This is a genomic window from Exiguobacterium sp. s39 (genome assembly GCF_018618925.1).
Classification (GTDB): Bacteria; Bacillota; Bacilli; order Exiguobacteriales; family Exiguobacteriaceae; genus Exiguobacterium_A; species Exiguobacterium_A abrahamii.
Window position 1 is genome coordinate 199606 of record NZ_JACSNA010000002.1, and the last position, 18446, is coordinate 218051.

18 protein-coding genes are annotated in these 18446 nt (G+C 47.7%); 13 read left to right on the plus strand and 5 right to left on the minus strand.

Annotated features, from left to right (window positions below; translation table 11 throughout):
• The first annotated feature begins 44 nt into the window (after positions 1 to 44).
• From KNQ11_RS12505 to KNQ11_RS12530, 6 genes are all read left to right on the plus strand, one after another.
• Positions 45 to 2402 carry a carbohydrate binding domain-containing protein gene (locus KNQ11_RS12505; RefSeq protein ID WP_214772100.1) on the plus strand — a complete coding sequence of 786 codons (2358 nt, stop codon included), beginning with the start codon at positions 45 to 47 and terminating at the stop codon, positions 2400 to 2402.
• 377 nt (positions 2403 to 2779) lie between these two features.
• Positions 2780 to 3253, plus strand: a complete 474-nt coding sequence (locus tag KNQ11_RS12510; RefSeq protein ID WP_214772102.1) for a hypothetical protein — start codon at positions 2780 to 2782, stop codon at positions 3251 to 3253.
• 30 nt (positions 3254 to 3283) lie between these two features.
• Positions 3284 to 3433, plus strand: coding sequence for a hypothetical protein (locus KNQ11_RS12515; RefSeq protein WP_156772485.1), 150 nt, complete (start codon positions 3284 to 3286; stop codon positions 3431 to 3433).
• Positions 3434 to 3557: 124 nt separating this feature from the next.
• Positions 3558 to 4061: an RNA polymerase sigma factor SigV gene (locus tag KNQ11_RS12520; RefSeq protein WP_047392144.1), complete on the plus strand. Its 504-nt coding sequence runs from the start codon at positions 3558 to 3560 to the stop codon at positions 4059 to 4061.
• A complete protein-coding gene (gene rsiV, locus KNQ11_RS12525) occupies positions 4045 to 4899 on the plus strand; it encodes an anti-sigma-V factor RsiV (RefSeq protein WP_214772104.1) in 855 nt (284 codons plus the stop codon). The genes KNQ11_RS12520 and rsiV overlap by 17 nt, the downstream gene beginning before the upstream one ends.
• Positions 4900 to 5013: 114 nt before the next feature.
• Complete coding sequence (locus tag KNQ11_RS12530; protein ID WP_029343294.1) at positions 5014 to 5310, plus strand: excalibur calcium-binding domain-containing protein; 297 nt, start codon at positions 5014 to 5016, stop codon at positions 5308 to 5310.
• A gap of 38 nt (positions 5311 to 5348) precedes the next feature.
• On the opposite strand, the gene KNQ11_RS12535 is transcribed toward KNQ11_RS12530, so the two are convergent.
• On the minus strand, positions 5349 to 5672 hold the full coding sequence (locus KNQ11_RS12535) for a thioredoxin family protein (protein WP_023466923.1): 324 nt from the start codon (positions 5670 to 5672) through the stop codon (positions 5349 to 5351).
• Between the two features lie 299 nt (positions 5673 to 5971).
• Here KNQ11_RS12535 and KNQ11_RS12540 point away from each other — a divergent pair, with 299 nt between their 5' ends.
• Positions 5972 to 6841 carry a cation diffusion facilitator family transporter gene (locus KNQ11_RS12540; protein ID WP_058703546.1) on the plus strand — a complete coding sequence of 290 codons (870 nt, stop codon included), beginning with the start codon at positions 5972 to 5974 and terminating at the stop codon, positions 6839 to 6841.
• A 46-nt stretch (positions 6842 to 6887) separates the two neighbouring features.
• Here the strand turns inward: KNQ11_RS12540 and KNQ11_RS12545 are convergent, their stop codons facing one another.
• Positions 6888 to 7229, minus strand: coding sequence for an ASCH domain-containing protein (locus tag KNQ11_RS12545; RefSeq protein ID WP_214772106.1), 342 nt, complete (start codon positions 7227 to 7229; stop codon positions 6888 to 6890).
• 157 nt (positions 7230 to 7386) lie between these two features.
• Between KNQ11_RS12545 and KNQ11_RS12550 the strand changes: the two genes are divergently transcribed.
• The 6 genes from KNQ11_RS12550 to KNQ11_RS12575 all read left to right on the plus strand — a co-directional run bounded on the left by KNQ11_RS12550 (position 7387) and on the right by KNQ11_RS12575 (position 15935).
• Positions 7387 to 7872: a MarR family winged helix-turn-helix transcriptional regulator gene (locus tag KNQ11_RS12550; protein ID WP_029343299.1), complete on the plus strand. Its 486-nt coding sequence runs from the start codon at positions 7387 to 7389 to the stop codon at positions 7870 to 7872.
• Positions 7865 to 9589 carry an ABC transporter ATP-binding protein gene (locus KNQ11_RS12555; protein WP_214772108.1) on the plus strand — a complete coding sequence of 575 codons (1725 nt, stop codon included), beginning with the start codon at positions 7865 to 7867 and terminating at the stop codon, positions 9587 to 9589. The genes KNQ11_RS12550 and KNQ11_RS12555 overlap by 8 nt, the downstream gene beginning before the upstream one ends.
• Positions 9586 to 11442: an ABC transporter ATP-binding protein gene (locus KNQ11_RS12560; protein ID WP_285800985.1), complete on the plus strand. Its 1857-nt coding sequence runs from the start codon at positions 9586 to 9588 to the stop codon at positions 11440 to 11442. Before KNQ11_RS12555 ends, KNQ11_RS12560 begins: the two co-directional genes overlap by 4 nt.
• Before the next feature lie 215 nt (positions 11443 to 11657).
• On the plus strand, positions 11658 to 13454 hold the full coding sequence (locus KNQ11_RS12565) for a mechanosensitive ion channel (RefSeq protein WP_214772110.1): 1797 nt from the start codon (positions 11658 to 11660) through the stop codon (positions 13452 to 13454).
• A 216-nt stretch (positions 13455 to 13670) separates the two neighbouring features.
• Positions 13671 to 15059, plus strand: a complete 1389-nt coding sequence (bcaP, locus tag KNQ11_RS12570) for a branched-chain amino acid transporter BcaP (protein ID WP_023466930.1) — start codon at positions 13671 to 13673, stop codon at positions 15057 to 15059.
• 93 nt (positions 15060 to 15152) lie between these two features.
• Positions 15153 to 15935 carry a GNAT family N-acetyltransferase gene (locus tag KNQ11_RS12575; RefSeq protein WP_214772111.1) on the plus strand — a complete coding sequence of 261 codons (783 nt, stop codon included), beginning with the start codon at positions 15153 to 15155 and terminating at the stop codon, positions 15933 to 15935.
• Positions 15936 to 16031: 96 nt separating this feature from the next.
• Here the strand turns inward: KNQ11_RS12575 and KNQ11_RS12580 are convergent, their stop codons facing one another.
• From KNQ11_RS12580 to KNQ11_RS12590, 3 genes are all read right to left on the minus strand, one after another.
• Complete coding sequence (locus KNQ11_RS12580) at positions 16032 to 16715, minus strand: hypothetical protein (protein WP_133208313.1); 684 nt, start codon at positions 16713 to 16715, stop codon at positions 16032 to 16034.
• 66 nt (positions 16716 to 16781) lie between these two features.
• Positions 16782 to 17228, minus strand: a complete 447-nt coding sequence (locus tag KNQ11_RS12585) for an NUDIX hydrolase (protein ID WP_214772113.1) — start codon at positions 17226 to 17228, stop codon at positions 16782 to 16784.
• Positions 17225 to 18319, minus strand: coding sequence for a nitric oxide synthase oxygenase (locus KNQ11_RS12590; RefSeq protein ID WP_214772115.1), 1095 nt, complete (start codon positions 18317 to 18319; stop codon positions 17225 to 17227). The genes KNQ11_RS12585 and KNQ11_RS12590 overlap by 4 nt, the downstream gene beginning before the upstream one ends.
• Positions 18320 to 18446: the final 127 nt, after the last annotated feature.

The following is an 18446-nucleotide window of genomic DNA, read 5'->3' on the forward strand; positions in this document are numbered from 1 at the left end:
AACATTCGTCCTTGCCTCTTTTTGACTAAGAGGAGGAAACAGATATGAAGACATGGGTAGCACTGGCGGTCGGGACGGGTTTATTGCTGAGCGGTCAAGCGGTCGACGCGAAGGCAGACAAAAAAGAGACGAAGTGGAAGCTCGTCTGGTCGGATGAGTTTCAGGCGAAACAACTCGACCGGACGAAATGGACATATGATACGGGGAACTGGATCAAGGATGCGAACGGACAACCGGTCTCACCAGGTTGGGGCAACAATGAAAAACAATACTACACGACGAAGCAGGACAACTCTTTTATTCGCAACGGGAAACTCGTCATCAAGGCAAAGCAGGAAAAGACGACGGATGATCTCGGTACATACGATTACACGTCAGCGAAGCTGAAGACGAAAGGGTTGTTCAGTAAGACGTACGGTCGTTATGAAATCAAAGCGAAGCTCCCGACCGGAAAGGGGCTTTGGCCTGCATTCTGGATGTTACCGGAGCAAGATAAATACGGGGCATGGGCAGCGTCCGGTGAGATTGACGTCATGGAGTCTTGGGGCAGTCAGCCGGACAAGGTCGCCGGAACGATTCACTACGGAGAAAACTGGCCGAACAATAAATATACGGGGAAAGACTATCACTTCCCAGACGGACAACGAATCGACCAATGGCATACGTATGCGGTCGAGTGGGAGCCGGGCGAACTCCGTTGGTACGTTGACGGCAACCTCTATCAAACACAAAACGATTGGTACAGCAAAGGCTTGAACGCAGCAACGAACTATAGTTATCCGGCACCGTTCGACCAAAACTTCTATCTCGTCATGAACCTCGCGGTCGGCGGTTGGTTCGATGGAGAAGTCGATGCGACGACGAAGTTCCCAGCCGAGATGGAAGTCGACTACGTCCGTGTCTATGATTTAAAAAACCGAGCGTACCGTGAACCGGTCGAACCGACCTACGAAAACGTGACGTTACCGGACGGAGCCAAGCAACCGATTGAGGGGAACCTCGTCTATGATGCAGCATTTGAAAAACCGGTCACGATGATCACCGGGAATCAGTCGTTTGATCCACTGTACTGGAACTACGTCACGCTCCCGGACTTCGGTGGCAAAGGAAGTCTTGCGATCATTGAAAAAGAGGGGCAACGGATGGCGGACGTCACGATTGATCAGCCTGGTTCACAGACGTATTCTCATCAACTGATTCAAAACGTAGCACTCGCGCAAGGTGGACGTTACCAAGTCAGCTTTGACGCGAGCAGCACAGCAGACCGGAAGATGATGGTCAAAGTCGGCGGTGGAGCAGAGCGTGGCTATACGAAATATTCAAATGAACAGTCGATTGCTCTGACACCAAGCGTCAAACGGCATACGTTCACGTTTGATATGGCAGCAGAGACGGATCTCGCGGCACGTCTTGAGTTCAACCTCGGACTTGAGAAAGCCAACGTTCAGATCGGGAACGTCCGTGTCGAGCAGATTCCACGCGGTGTCATCGATGAAGATACAACAAAACCGGCACTCGCGGACGGGAACCTCGTCTATAACGGGACGTTCGATCAAGGGGCGATGGATCGTTTGACGTATTGGCATTTCGACGGTAGCAAACGGACGACGGGATCTGTTGATCCCGAGTCACGTCATTTCCGTTATGAAGGACATGGACAAAAAACGACGGCGCGCTTAACACAAAAGGGACTTCAACTGGAAGCCGGGCATGCGTATCAACTGCGGTTCACGGCAGGTGCGAAAAAAGCGAAGTCACTTCAGGTGAAAATCACTGGGGCACAAGAGCAATTGAAACAGACGACTGTACCGTTGACGAAACAAGCAACGACTGTCGACATTCCGTTTACGGCTACACAAACGGCAGACGACAATCAGCTTGTGTTTGACTTCAGTGGACAAGCTGGGAAAATCTCGCTCGATGATGTGGAGTTGATCGATGTCACACCAGTGCCGGTCGATCCGTCACCACTGAAGAACGGTTCGTTTGCGAACGGATTGACGTCGTGGTCGTCATACGTCCACTATGATGCACAAGCCGCTATCGAAGCTGTCAATGAAGCCGCACGCATCCAAATCGGAGCGGAAGGACAAGAACCATGGAGTGTCTTGCTCGAGCAAGGAAACTTGTCACTCGCGAAAGGCAAAACATATGAGCTAAGCTTCACGGCATCGTCGACCGTACCGCGTCCGATCGAAGTAACGATCGAAAATTCTTCGTATACGCGTTACTTCAGCCAAGTCGAGCCGATCACGACAACGCCGAAGACGTACAGCTACACCTTCACGATGGGACAAGCCGATACAGGGGCGTTGAAGTTCTTAATGGGACGCGCGGAAGGTTCGCCATTCGCCGCGCATGACGTGACGATTGATGATGTGAATCTTAAAGTGAAGGAATGACCGAAACAAGGGTTTGACTCAAAAAAGAATGACTCATCTTTGCACGCTCTTTCCACAGGCGAGACACAAGCCAGTTTTCCTGCTTCATCCAAGCAGGAAAGCGGGTCTTGTTTGTCTCTGACAGCGCAAAAATGCGCTTCTTCCTGTAGGAGTGGCGTGCAACGCGTCATTCTTTTTTACGAGATAAGGGTGGCAGATCATCATTCTGCCACCCTTATCTTTTGTATAGACTGACTGATGAGTTAGCCCTTGTTGTAGTGTCATCAGCTTAAACAAAAAAGCCGAACTATTTTTCGTGATGAAAAAGGAATAAAACCCATCATATGGAATATACAACGTAGAAGTGACATCTATTCGTTTTCAGAGGAGGAAACGTCATGCGTCAAAGGTACATACCGTATCGGCTCATCTTCATCGTAGGTTTACTTGGCATGATCGGCATCAATGGATGGTCCGCCATGCTCTATCCGGACGGCACGATTAACGGATGGCAAAGCATCGCCTCCGTCGTCTGGCTCGTTATTCTAGTCGGGTCGCTGTTCTATATGAAGGAAGAAAAGGCGCTTCGCCTCGTGGTCTGGTATATCCGGATTGGTCTCGCTGCAGCGTTATTCATTTATGGTGTTTCGTTACTCGAAGGCGCATTTTCTGAAACGATTTGGTTTGATGCATTGGCGAGTGTTCAGTTCGTGTTCTATTTTCTCTTCGTTGTCCCATTGTTTGGATTAAATGCCTGGACCGATGTATTGTTTGGTGAGTTTTCGTTATACATGAGTGTCTTGTACGGTATCGCCTTGATTACGCTCCACGTAAAGGTCTGGAATGATACATCACGGCATTTGCATTATTAAGTAGAAAAGGTGAATGGTATGTTGAGTCCCGTGAATGAGCGCGAAGAACGGACGGGGAAACGTGAACGCCGAAAACAACGGAAAATCGATGTGGGATGCGTCACGATCGTCGGCATTCCATTACTTTTCATCGTTCCGTTTCTGTTGATCATTCTTATCTTAATGAAGTCTGCTCCATGAAAAGGTGACCTGGTGTCACCTTTTTTTGTTGTGTCGTCAACTTTTTTCTCGACTCGCCCGTCTTAATGATGTATACACAGAACGATATCGAAAAAAGGAGCCGCGGCCTATGACCTCTCGTCAAATGAGAAAACGGGAAAAAGCATTCGTCCGTTTTTTAAAGCAATACAAACCGAATCTCTACTGGTTAGCCTACAGTTATATGAAAAATGAACAGGATAGCCTGGATGTCATTCAGGATAGCATCCAAAAAGCGTTACAGTCGCTCGATCGACTCGAGGATGAGGAACGGATGAAAGCCTGGTTCTATCAGATTTTGACACGAACAGCGATTGATGCAATCCGGAAGCGTCAGCATAGTATCAGTTACGACACGGATCGACTGATCGAACTCGTCGCGACGAAAGAAGATACATACCCGGATTCCGATTTACGACAGGCGCTTGAGGAGCTACCGGTCATGTACCGGGAAGTCGTCATCTTACACTATTTCGAGGACTTGATCTTAAAAGACGTCGCGACGATTTTAGAGCTGAATTTAAGTACGACCAAGTCCCGGCTGTATAAAGGATTGACCTTACTGAAAATGAAATTGAATGGAGATGATTTAGATGTCGAACAAACTTGATGATCTGAAGCAGGCATACCAACAACCACCAGTTCCAAAAGAACTCGATGAAATGATTGCCCGAGTCGAGCACCGGACGCGTCCTTCGCGGACGAAACGATCCGTATTGATTACAGCCGCCGCGATCACGTTATTCGTTGGTGGATTAAATAGTAATACATCATTTGCGGACGCGATGGCGAAGGTGCCGGTCTTTGGTCAACTGACCGAGATCGTGACGATTGACTGGAAAGAGACGAAGACACAGCAGGCGGCTGATATTAAAGCCCCTCAAGTGACGTTACCGGACAAAGCACTCGAGCAACAATTGAACGAAAAATATATCGCGGAAGGACAAGCGCTCTACGAAAAGTTCAAACAGGAGACGAACGGACAGGAAGGGGCATTTGCCGTCGATAGCCGCTATGACGTCAAGACGGATACGGACGACTTGTTGTCGATCGGGCGGACTGTCACTGAAACACGGGCAAGTGCATCGGAAAGCGTCCAGTACGATACGATCGACAAAAAACAACAGCTGGTCCTGACGTTACCGTCCTTGTTCAAGGATGACGGATACATCACGACGATCAGTGATTATCTAAAAGAAGAGATGCGTCGTCAAATGAAAGCCGATGAAGGAAAGGTCTACTTCGTCGAAGGAACATCAGATGTGCCAGAGGACGAACAGTTCAAGCACATTTCAGCGAAGCAAAACTTCTATATTACGGCAGATCACAAATTAGTTTTGTCGTTTGATGAGTACAGCATCGCTCCAGGATATATGGGCATCGTCGAATTCAAGATCCCGACGTCGATCTTAAAAGACGATCTCGTCAGTTCGACCTATATTCGTTGATTGTCAGATTTTAAAAAACATTGATGTAAAAATGAAAAAAGGAAACAATTTCTAAAAATGACCTCTTATAATCAAAAGACGAATCGTTGTTTTTTGAAAAAAGGAGGAAGCCTTATGAAAAAATGGAGTCGGCTCGTACTAGCGGGTGTCGTCAGTCTCGCCTTGATCCATGTTCCAGCAGCCAGTGAAGCGGCAACGAAAGCGAAAGCCTTTAAGAACTGTACGGAAATGCAAAAGACATACAAAGGCGGTGTCGCCAAAAAAGCGGGTCTAAAAAATCGGACAGGGTATGACAAGAACGGAAAACCGATCTATAAAGCAACGAAGTACAAGGCGTACGTGAGCCTTGCGACGTATAACTTAAACACGAAGAGCGACCGGGATAAAGACGGCATCGCGTGTGAACGTTAAAAAAATAACCTGACGCTGCGGCGTCAGGTTATTTTTGCTTAGTTGAAGTTTTGCTTTAAGAAGGCTGTAACTTCTTCTGGTGTTTTAGCATTTGCACTGTGCAAGTGCGCCAGTTTTTCATTGTTTTTGAAGACGAGCAAGCTTGGGATTCCCATGACATCATGGTTCGATGCGATTTCAGGGAACTCATCCTTGTCGATCGTGTGGATTGGTAAGTGGTCGAATTGTGACTCGACGTCCGGCATGAAGTAATCCATCCGTTTGCAGTCTGGGCACCAGTCTGCTTCGAACTTAATGATGACCGGTGCATCACTTGAAATCAATTCCTTGAATGTTTCTTCACTCTTAATGAATTCTGCCATTGTGAGAACTCCTCCTCTTGGTGTTGTATCTTTAGTCTACCGATTCCCTTCAGAACTTGCACGAATTATGTTTGTTAAAGAGTCTGACAAGTCAAAAAAGTTGGTTGCTCTTTAAGGTAATGTTGCTGATTTTCTTCAAAAACGCCACATGGCTCTATTGAACCTGTTTTGGTGTAGGGAAACATTATTGTGCTTTTGTTAATTACCTAGTTCGAAACAAAATGATTTCTCTAGACCCACTCGATTTCTGACTGGTACGATGAGGTTTGCTAATCGCAGAGAAAGTGGGGGCGACGAGAATGGAACAACAAAAATACGATAATCTAAAACGCGGCGAACGCGGTGCGATGATCAGTATCGCAGCTTATATCTTGTTATCATCTTTAAAATTAATCATTGGGTATACAGCAGATTCTGCCGCACTCCGGGCGGACGGTTTGAACAACGCGACGGACATCATCGCGTCGATCGCTGTCTTGATCGGCTTACGGATTTCGCAACGTCCGGCAGATGACGATCACAAGTACGGACACTGGAAAAGTGAGACGATTGCCTCGCTCGTAGCTTCCTTCATCATGATGGCAGTCGGTCTTCAAGTCTTGATCGATACAATCTCGACGTTGTTCGAAGGCAAACAGGAGTCACCGGATATCCTCGCAGCATACGTCGGAATCGGTTCAGCCCTCGTGATGTACTTCGTGTACCGCTACAATAAGAAATTATCCGAGGAGATTGATAGTAAAGCCGTCATGGCAGCAGCGAAAGATAATTTATCCGATGCGTGGGTCAGTGTCGGGACGACAATCGGGATCGTCGGTTCACAGTTCGGTATGCCATGGCTCGATGTCGTGACCGCGATCATCGTCGGCTTCTTGATCTGTAAGACAGCATGGGACATCTTTACGGAAGCGTCACACGAACTGACGGATGGCTTCGATGAGAAGAAGCTGAAGATGTATGAAGATGTCATCTTCGATCTCGAAGGTGTCAAAGGGATCAAGTCAATTAAAGGACGTAACTACGGCAACAATGAAGTCGTCGATGTTGTTATCCTCGTCAACTCCACATTGAATATCCATCAGGCGCACGATATTGCGACACGTGTCGAGGATACGCTGACGGAAGAATATGGTGTCTACGATATCCATGTTCACGTCGAACCGGAATGAATCGAAAAAACGTCTTTTCTACTGTAAGCGTAGAAAAGACGTTTTTTTATGGTTCTAATGTGATCGTCAGAGCCAGTGCCCCGTACTGTTGCTCGGCTTCTTTTGAATAGATCGAGTAAGTTGACGTTACGAGTTCGTCGAGCGACCAACCGATACAGTCGATAGCTTCGTTTGGAATCTGTTCATAAAGCGCTCGGAAATCAGGAAAGACTTGTCGTTTTGTTACACGAACAAGTAGTGTCTCGCTCGTTTCCGTATGCGTGAACCGAATCTGATCACCGACTTTTACCTGTTGTCGTTTTAAATCATTTAGTCGAATCTCGACGGTCTTTCGTCCTTGTTCAATCGAACGAAACGGTTCTTCAAATAATCCCATTTCATGTCTCATCTATGCTCACTCCTTGTGTTCCTTGAGCATAGCAAAAACTATGTGATTTTTCACATTGCCTTTTCGTTGACAATCAAAAATAATCGGCGTAATTTAATTCATATAAGTAATTGTTCCTTTTGGAACGATTTGAAATGGAACAAGGAGGCGAAACAAGATGGATCAAACGGAAACGACCCGTTCGACTGCGATGATGCAGTCGTTTTGGAATGTCCAGCGCCATCTGGTCCGAGCAGCGCATCAGACGGCACAGGAAAACGGACTCAGTTTACCGCAATTTCATAGCTTGATGACGATTGCACCGCGTGGACCGATCTCGCAAAAAGAGCTCGCCGCACATACGCACTTACCGAAAAGTACCCTCAGTCAGTCGATTGAAGGTCTCGTCCAATCGGGCTGGGTCATTCGGGAGACGAATCCCGACAATCGACGGGAAGTCGTCTTAAAGCTTAGTGATCAAGGGCAGCAATTCGTCACTGACATCAAGGAACAAGAGAAGGGGATGCAACGTCAACTGGAGCAAGTGCTTGCGACGATTGACCCGGACGTATTCGAACAGATGCTTGAAACACACGCAGTGATTGCTGAGGGAATCGGTCAGATTTTACGTCCAGATCTGAAAGGAGGATGTTCGGATGATTAAGTTACTCAAACGGTTGACGGTCTATAAATGGGCGGTCCTTGCTGTGCTCGTCTTGGTTTTTGCGCAGTCGATGTCCGATTTGTATTTACCGACACTGATGGCGGACATCATCGATAAAGGCGTCGTTACCGGCGATACCGCGTATATCTGGAAAATTGGTGCCGTCATGCTCGGGATAACCGGTGTCGGGGCGTTAGCTGCCGTTGCCGCCAGTTATTATTCATCGAAGGCGTCGATGGGACTCGGACGGGATATCCGTCGCCAAGTCTTCAACCATGTTGAACGGTTCTCCCTGCAAGAGTTCGACCAAGTCGGAACGGCGTCATTGATCACACGGACGACGAACGACATCACGCAAGTCCAACAAGTCGTCATCATGATGTTACGGATGGTCGTCAGTGCGCCGATCATGTTCATCGGTGGATTGATCATGGCTGTCTCAAAAGATGCCAAACTATCACTTGTCATCGTCGCGGCGATGCCGGTCCTTGTGATTTCAATCCTGTTGATCCTGTGGAAAGGGGTTCCGTTGTTTGGGAAAGTCCAAAAACGACTCGACCGTCTGAACCTCGTCCTGCGGGAGAACTTGACGGGGATCCGTGTCATCCGTGCCTTTAACCGGGAACGTGATGAACAAGTACGATTGACAAAAGCGAACGCGGATTTGACAGAAGTCTCGATCAAGGTCAATAAAATCATGGCGTTCTTGATGCCAGTGATGATGCTCGTCATGAACTTGACGGTCGTCGGTGTCATTTGGTTCGGGGGCATTCGGATCGATAATGGCGGCATGCAAATCGGGGATTTGATGGCATTCATCCAGTACGTCATGCAAATCATGTTCGCGCTCGTCATGGCGTCGGTCATGTTCGTCATGATTCCGCGAGCAGCTGTCTCGGCGAAACGGATCAATGAAGTTCTCGAGATGACACCAACGATGACAGATGAGGGGACACAAACCGCTGACCGTGAAAAAGGAACGCTCGTCTTTGATCGTGTCACGTTCCGTTACCCAGGTGCTGAGTCACCCGTCTTATCCGACATCAGCTTTGCGGCACGACCAGGTGAAGTGACGGCTGTGATCGGTGGAACGGGTTCCGGTAAATCAACACTCGTCAATTTGATTCCCCGTTTTTATGACGTGACGGAAGGGAGTATCCGGGTTAACGGTGTCGATAGCCAGGATGTACCGCAAGAAGAACTGCGGTCGAAAATCGGCTTCGTTCCTCAAAAGGCATTACTGTTCACGGGTACGATCGCAGAAAACATTCGTTTCGGGAAAGAAGATGCGACAGACGAAGAGGTCGCGCATGCAGCGCAAATCGCACAAGCGACCGATTTCATCGAACGGATGCCGGACGGTTACGATGCGCGGATCGAACAAGGCGGATCAAACGTCTCCGGTGGACAGAAACAACGGTTGTCGATTGCGCGGGCCCTCGTTCGTCGACCAGATTTATATGTCTTTGATGACAGTTTTTCAGCGCTCGACTTTAAAACTGATGCGGCACTTCGGAAAGCGTTACGGGAAGAAACACGCGAAGCAACCGTCTTGATCGTCGCTCAACGTGTCAGCACCGTCATCGATGCCGATCAAATCATCGTCCTTGATGAAGGAAAAGTCGCTGGAATCGGGACGCACGATGAATTGTTTGCTGACAATGCCGTTTATCAGGAAATCGTTAAGTCACAACTATCAGAGGAGGAAATCGCATGAGTGAGAAAAAACGACCTGCCGGCGGTCCTCCGCCTGGTGGTCCCGGTGGCGGAAATATGATGATGCTCGGAGAAAAACCAAAGGATTTCAAAGCAACGTTCCGTCGTCTGCTTCGGTATCTGCGTCCGCGTCGGACAGCACTCGTTGGTGTTTTCCTTGCAGCCATCCTCAGTACGGTCTTCATGATTGCCGGTCCGAAAATCATGGGAACAGCGATCACGGAATTGTTTGAAGGGGCATATGCGAAGTTCCAAGGTGTGCCGGGAGCGGCGATCGACTTCACAAAAATCGGACAAATCCTGCTCTGGCTCGCTGGACTGTATATCATCAGTAGTCTGTTCAATTACTTGCAACAGTATTTGATGTCAGGTATCGCTCAAAAAACAGTCTACGATTTACGCGAAGACGTCAATCATAAACTCGAACGCCTGCCGTTGAAATACTACGATGGTCGTCCGAACGGGGAGACACTCAGCCGCGTGACGAACGATATCGATACGATCGGCAGTACGTTACAACAAAGTGTGACATCGTTCATCACCTCAATCGTGACAATCGTCGGGATTCTGATCATGATGTTGACGATCAGTCCGCTGTTAACACTGATTTCGCTCGTTTCGTTACCGGTTTCGATCTTTGCGATCCGACCGATTTTGAAACGTTCTCAAAAGTATTTTGCTGACCAACAACGGACACTTGGCCAATTGAACGGACACGTCGAAGAGATGTATACCGGACACTCAGTCGTCAAAGCGTTCGGACATGAACGCAAAGCGGTCGAGCAGTTTGATGCCGTCAATGAAGAGTTGTATGAAGCAGGACGTAAAGCACAGTTCATCTCCGGGATCATCATGCCGATGATGATGTTCATCGGAAATATCAGTTACGTCCTGATCAGTATCGTCGGCGGGATTCTCGTCACGCAACGGGCGATCTCGATCGGGGATATCCAAGCGTTCATCACCTATACACGCCAGTTCACGCAACCGATCACACAGACGGCGAACATCGCGAACATCGTTCAATCGACGGTTGCGGCAGCAGAACGTGTCTTTGAATTACTAGACGAAGAAGAAGAAATCAAGGAAGTGACGACACATCGTCTCGCGCAGGCTGAAGGAGCGGTCGCGTTCGAACACGTTGATTTTGGTTACGGAACCGATCTCTTGATCAAGGATATGAACATCGATGTCGCACCGGGACAAACGGTCGCGATCGTTGGACCAACGGGTGCCGGTAAGACGACGATGATCAATCTATTGATGCGCTTTTATGAGTTGAACGGGGGGACGATCCGGATTGACGGCATCGATACCCGCGAGATGTCACGCGAAGACTTACGGACGACGTTCGGGATGGTCTTACAAGATACGTGGCTTTTCAACGGTACGATCCGAGATAATCTTGCTTACGGTAAGAGTGGAGCGACCGAGGAGGAAATCATCGCTGCAGCCAAAACGGCACACGCTGATCACTTCATCCGGACGTTGCCGGACGGGTATGATACGGTCTTGAACGAGGAAGCCTCGAACATCTCGCAAGGTCAAAAACAGTTGTTGACGATCGCGCGGGCCGTTCTTGCCGATCCGCCGATCATGATTCTCGATGAAGCGACCTCTAGTGTAGATACACGGACGGAAGTCTTCATCCAGCAAGCGATGCGTCGCTTGATGGAAGGGCGGACGAGCTTCGTCATTGCCCATCGTCTCTCGACGATCAAGGATGCCGATCTGATTCTCGTCATGAATCAAGGAAGTGTCATCGAACAGGGCACACATGAAGAATTACTCGAGGCAGACGGGTTTTATGCAGATCTGTACAACAGTCAGTTCTCTGAAAAAGAAGTCGTTTGATATAAGGCAGTGTCGTCATTTAGACGATACTGCTTTTTTCCGAAATGATTGTTGTAGCAGTGTATCCTCACATATAGCAAACATCCCATTTTTTGTATTGAAAACAAAAAACGCCACATTCTGGTACGGACACGGGTTTAATAAATCCTTTAGCTGGGGAAATTAAAGAAGTGTCAGAAATATATAATTTTATTTAGGTGAAGGAGTGTGGCAGGATGAATAACATTTGGAACGGAACGTCGTTGAACTTGAACGGCATTCTCGGATCACTCGGCAACTTGCTTGGAGCGATCATCATTTTCTTGATTGGATGGCTCATTGCCAAGCTGATCGCGAACGGAGTTCAAAAAGCGTTAGAGAAGTCTGGGGTCGTCAACAAGTTGTCACCTCAAAAAGAGGGTACGCCACCAAAGAAGAAAAAGTGGACACCTGAAAAAATCATCGGGACCGTCGTCTTTTGGGTGCTCATGGTCTTCGTTCTTATCTTGGTCTTCAACATCCTTGATCTGAACATCATTGCTGGACCACTTGCGGATACGATGAGTACATTACTCGCGGCAATCCCGAATATCTTGAAAGCAGCCCTCATTCTTCTCTTGGCGTACGTCATTGCGGTCGTTCTCCGCATGATCATCGTCAAAGCAGGAACGAAGTTGATGGCGAACGACAAAGTGCGTTCGAACAAGATGCTTCAAGGTCAGACGGATCTTTCAGCTTATCCAAAAGTAGCAGGGGAGATCGTCTTCTACCTCGTCTTGCTTCTGTTCCTACCGGGTGTACTCGGTGCGTTGAACATTGAGAGTGTCTCACAACCGTTCAGCCAATTGTTATCGTCATTCCTTGGATTCATTCCACGCTTGATTGCTGCGGCAGCCATCTTCTTCGTCGGCTTCCTCGTAGCGAAAATCGTCCGCGATATCGTGACGAATTTCCTTCATGCTGTTGGAACGGATAAATTTGCAGCTCGCTTCAACCTTGGATCAACGGATCAAAAAGATGCGAAATCACTTTCGTCGATTCTCGGAACAGTCGTCTTCATCTTGATTCTGATTCCAATCACGATTTCAGCACTTGATCAATTGAACATTAAAGGAATCACAGGACCAGCGATCAACATGTTGAACGATGTCCTTGGTATGATTCCGAACATCATCGTTGGTGTCGTTCTAATTCTTGTCGGTCTTTACGTCGGACGTTTCATCAAGAAATTCGTTACGGATCTCTTATCACGTCTTGGATTCAACAACCTGACACGTCACTTGAAGATCGGTTCATGGGATGCGAACCAAGCTTCTACATCACCAGCTTCAATCGTAGGTGCACTCGTTGAGATCGTCATCGTCGTTCTCTTCGTCGTCGAAGCATTCAACTTGATTGGTCTTGACTTCATGGTCGACCTCGGTCGTGCCGTCCTTGCGTTCTTACCGAGCGTCTTGACAGCGATCATCATTCTCGCAATCGGGATCATCGTCAGCAACCTCGTCAAACGTACGATGGACAGCCTGTTCGGCAACTCTGAACTAAAAGTCCTCTCAAACGTTGCGAAGTATGCGATTCTTGCACTTGCTGTCTTCATGGCACTTGATCAATTGGGTGTTGCTGATACGATTGTCAACTCAGCCTTCATCTTGATCCTTGGAGCACTTGCGCTTGCTTTCGGTCTTGCCTTTGGTCTTGGTGGACGTGATAATGCATCGCGTTACCTCGATCGTCTGCAAAAGAAAGCAGAGAACACGGAAGTCGACACATCGAACCTTCCAAGTAAGTCAGCATCGACTTCTTCATCACCGAGCTTGAAAGATGCAGCAAAAGGTGCAGCTTCACAAGCAGCAGATGATGTCACACCAGATCGTGCACCACGTTCAGCGCGCTCTTCTTCAACAGATGAGACGACACATGGTACACCAAAAGGTGCATTGCCAGAAAACGATTTAGCACAGCAAGATGATTACCCGATCGATCCAGATGATCATAAAGGTCCTAACCTCGATCATCCAAACGATCGTCCGTAATACGAGTACATCCTTTCCTCTCATTTTGAGGAAAGGGTGTTTTTGCGTTGACGCATCAAAGCGTTGTCGCATTTTCACAAAAGTGGTTTGACCACTTTGTGAAAAAATACAGAAAAAAAGACTTATCGAACCTGACATCGTTTGTTATGATAAGAAAGTCAATTACCTCAATGATTTGAATATTCAGAAAAAAGAGAAAAGTTCGGAGGATGAAACATGAGTTTGCTTCGCAAGAAAGATGTCAGTGTGATGATGGACATGAAACAACATTCCAAACTGGCACGTCACTTATCAGGGTTTGACCTTATTTTACTTGGAATCGGTGCCATCATCGGTACCGGGATTTTCGTTCTGACAGGAACGGGCGCTCTTTATGCAGGACCTGCTTTACCGATCTCATTTATTATTTCCGCTATCGTCTGTGCGCTCGCAGCCCTTTGTTATGCTGAATTCTCGTCGATGATTCCCGTCTCAGGTAGTGTATATACGTATACATACGCAACGATTGGGGAAGTCGTGGCTTGGATCATCGGCTGGTGTCTCATTTTAGAATACGGACTCGCTTCGAGTGCCGTTGCGACTGGCTGGTCAGGGTACTTCCAGTCACTGTTAGCAGGTTTTGGTCTCCATTTACCGACAGCCTTAACCGCTGCTCCAGGTGCTGTACCAGGAAGCGAGACGTTCTTTAACTTACCAGCATTCTTGATTCTGATGGTCATTACGCTCTTGCTTTCGCTTGGGATTAAAGAGACAAAACGCGTCAACAACATCATGGTACTCGTCAAAGTTGCCGTCGTCGTCTTGTTCATCGTCGTTGGGATCTGGTATATCGAACCAGGCAACTACAAACCGTTTGCGCCGTTCGGTATGAGCGGTGTCTTGCAAGCATCAGCGATTGCCTTCTTCGCTTACCTTGGATTCGATGCCGTTACATCGGCAGCAGAAGAAGTCAAAAACCCGGGACGTAACTTACCGATTGGGATTCTAGGATCGCTTGCGATCGTTACCGTTTTGTACGTCGTGGTCTCTGCTATCATGGTCGGAATCGTTCCATTCAAACAGTTTGAAGGTGTTGATAGCCCAGTATCCCTTGCCTTAAAAGTGGCTGGCCAAGACTGGGTCGCTGGATTCGTTGACTTAGGAGCCATCGTTGGTATGACGACGGTCATCCTCGTCATGACATTTGGTCTCGTCCGTCTCTTGTTCGCGATGAGCCGTGACGGATTATTACCGAAAGTCTTCTCAGACGTCAATGAAAAGTCACACACACCAGTTAAAGCGACTTGGATTCTCGGAACGACTGCTGGTTTAATCGCTGGATTCGTGCCGCTTGGTACACTTGCTGAATTGATCAACATCGGAACACTGGCAGCCTTCTCGCTCATCTCGATCGCGGTCATCGTCCTACGCCGGACGCGTCCCGATTTGAAGCGCGCCTTTAAAGTTCCATTTGTCCCAGTCTTACCGATTTTGTCAGTCCTTGCTTGTATCATGCTCATGTTCAACTTACAACCATTCACGTGGATTGCCTTCTTTGTCTGGACAGCCATTGGATTACTGTTGTACTTCGGATATGGACGCAAGCGTTCGAAACTCCATCAATGAATCGACTAACATCCTTGGCGACAAGGGTGTTTTTGTATGCAGGAAATGAGGCGAACGAAAGCGAAACAGCTCAGTGGAAAAGGAGGTTTTTCGATGATTCATATTCAACGCGCACCTGGCGTAAAAACGGCGTACAAAGCGATGCAGGATGGATTCCAAGATTATTTGATTCCACTGCACTTATCGGAAGCAGAATTCCAAGAGCGCATCATCGAACGAGACGGGAACCAATTGGAGCATTCATTCGTTGCCTATCATGGAGAAATACCAGTCGGTCTCTGGCTGAACGGTTGGAAGGAGATTGAGGGTCAACGCATCATGCGGTGTGGGGGACTGGGGATTTCACCACAGTATCGTCGTCTTGGGATCGCGAAAGCCTTGTATCAAGCACAACTGAGCCATGCTAAAGAAATCGGAATGGATGGTCTGATGCTTGAAGTCATTCAAGGGAACGACCCAGCGATTCGCTTGTATGAATCGCTTCACTACACGATTGTTGGAGAAATTGGTTATTTTCATTTAACAGATGAACGTCAAGAGGTCGCTCTGCCGACGATCGAAGAAGTGGAGTTTTTAAAACAATACCATGGACAAGGAGAATACATCTGGCAGCAAGATCCTCATGTCATGCAGCAATTACAAACGGATTATTACCAATTAGAAGCAAGTGTAGTGGCAGTAGCCGGATCATCTCTCTTGTCAGTCGTAGGTCCAGCAGAACAAAAAGCACGACATGCGACAGAAGTCGTCCGTCGTTTACCGGGAACGACCTACCATTATCAATCAACAGATGTGCAGATCTGGGAGGCGTTACGTTCTGAAGGGTGGACTCAGCGGGATTTGAAGCAATACATCATGCGTCAGTCGTTAAAATAAGAAGTGACTGATTTTGACTATAAAAGCCCTTATATTTTTATGTATGCCAATAGAGTGCATAAAAATATAAGGGCTTCCTTATTACATAGGCTAGCGTTACTTTACGAAATAGCTCGTCTTAGAACTGTAGGCGTTCCACTCTTGGACTCCTTTTTTATACGTTTTGCTATTAAAACTGGAAGATAAGAATGAATGTTCTTTGCCTTTTACCCATTTTCCTTTAGATAATTTTTTATCTTGGAACAAAAAGCCGACTTCGTCTCCAGCGTTCGAGTAGATTGGAACTTGTAACAAGTCACTTTTCATCTTTGGTCGCATACCGTAAGACATGAATGTTCCTGGATGACGAATTAATTTTCCATTCTGAATCGAGAATGTAGTTAAACTCATGTAAGAAGATGTTTCGCGGAAAGAAAGTGAAAAGACGGTCGGATTGCTGGACACATTTTTCAATTTCCCGCTCGTGCGAAAATCGTGAGTGGCGATCACATACGGACGATCCTTCGAGAACGTATAGTGGTAAGCTGTCGATTTGTTGTTTAAGTACAAAGAAAACTTTCCAGTGCACAACGTGTCTTTTCCTTTCATCCACCAAAAATCGTCTGCCGTCGCTTTGCGACAAGTTGCTGCTTTGGATTGGACAGAAATGGTGTACTTTTTGTTTTTTGCATCGACAATCGTATACGTCTGTTTGACGGATTTAGGAGCAGCAGCTTCTGCCGAAGAGATCAATGAAAGACTGAGGAGGGTGGACATGACTGCAATTACAAGTGGTTTCATCGGAAAGCTCCTTTCTAATAATGAATTAATTCCATTTTATAACAAATGAAAAACCGCCGCTATAGTTCAGCAGCGGTTTTTGTAGTCTTCAATCATTCGAGCGTGAGAACCGACCAAATGATCAGGTAAGTCATCAAGCGGTACGAACTGGAGCTTGATACTCTCATCACTTTGTTTTAACATTCCAATCGGATGTTCACCGATATAGGCGAGGGTGACGCTTTGAAAGACGTCTCCGTTCGCTAACGTCGTCACGTATTGCGGACCGGAATAGACATCGAGTAACGTTAATCGTTTTACCTCTAAGCCAGTCTCTTCTTTAAGCTCTCGACGCGCGGTCTCTTCCGGTGATTCCGCCCATTCCATCAATCCTCCTGGTAAACCAAAGCGGGCTTGTGCTTCGTTCCATTGTTCGAGCAAAATGTGTTCATTTTGTACGACGAGGACGACAGAACCGACGAGAATGACTGGGTCATGACCGATTTTTTGACGTAACTGTTCGACATAATTCATTTCAATGCTCCTTGGTGAAACGGACAGCCGGTCACAGGTGCCGTCTGTGTTGATTTTGGAAAGAAGTTCGGTCGTTTGATTTCTGGGTCGTAATCCTTATGGAACATATGCGTCGTTGCCCCACTCATCGGTGGCACGAGCCAGGACCATTCCCCGGTGACATCACGACCACACGCGGCTTCATTTTTTTCAAAACGAGCGAACTGTTTGGCAGCCGTATGGTGATCGACGATCGTAACACCGGCTCGTTCGAACGATTCGAGTACGGCAACGTTCAGTTCGACGAGCGCTCGGTCTTTCCAAAGCGATCGTTCACGTGAGGTATTCAGACTGAGTTGTGTCGCGACGAGCGGTAACAGATCGTAACGATCCGTATCAGCGAGGTTACGGGCACCGATTTCTGTTCCCATGTACCATCCGTTGAACGGAGCACACGGATAGACGATGCCACCGATCTCAAGCTGCATGTCGGCAATCATCGGCACGGCATACCAGCGGACTTCGCGACCACCGAACAGATCATAGTCAGGATGTGTGATGCTGACTTCGAGCACGAGCTCATCTGGAATCGGATGCAGGCTGACTTGTCCATCAAGTTCAATCAAGAGGGGCAGGATATCAAAGGGTGTACGCGCTCCGGTCCAGCCAAGTGCTTCACATTGTCGCGTCAGTTGGATAGAAGCCGGATCACCGATGATTCCTGTTGCGGTTTCATAACCAGCGTAGCGGATCAGTTGGTGATTATGCAGCCGGACACGTGTCGGATGGAAAATCGTGATCGTCGAGCGAATTCGTCCCTCGTTCGTCGCGAACCGGATATGCTCAAATAACGCGTCGCGGACCGTTTCAACGGTCAACGCATCCCGCGCGTCAAAGACATGGAGTTGTTCCCAAAAGAGACGTCCGACACATCGGTTACTGTTCCGCCAAGCGAGCTTGGCACCGAACGCTAGCTCGGAAGCCGTCTGTTCGTACGTTCCTGTTGTTTCAATCGAACGGATGACTTCTTGCTGACGTCCGGCCATTTCGGGGTATTGCTCTATATAAGAAGTAAAGAAGCGTTCTGCTTCGGTTTGAATGAGTGAGTACACGAATCGAAATCCTTTCTAAAAAACAAGCACGATACAATCTCTGTTCCTAGTGTACCCCGCGCAGAACCGAAGCGCCAAACTTGAATGATGTATAAGGTTGTTATAAGTTCAAAAGACTTCCAAAAGT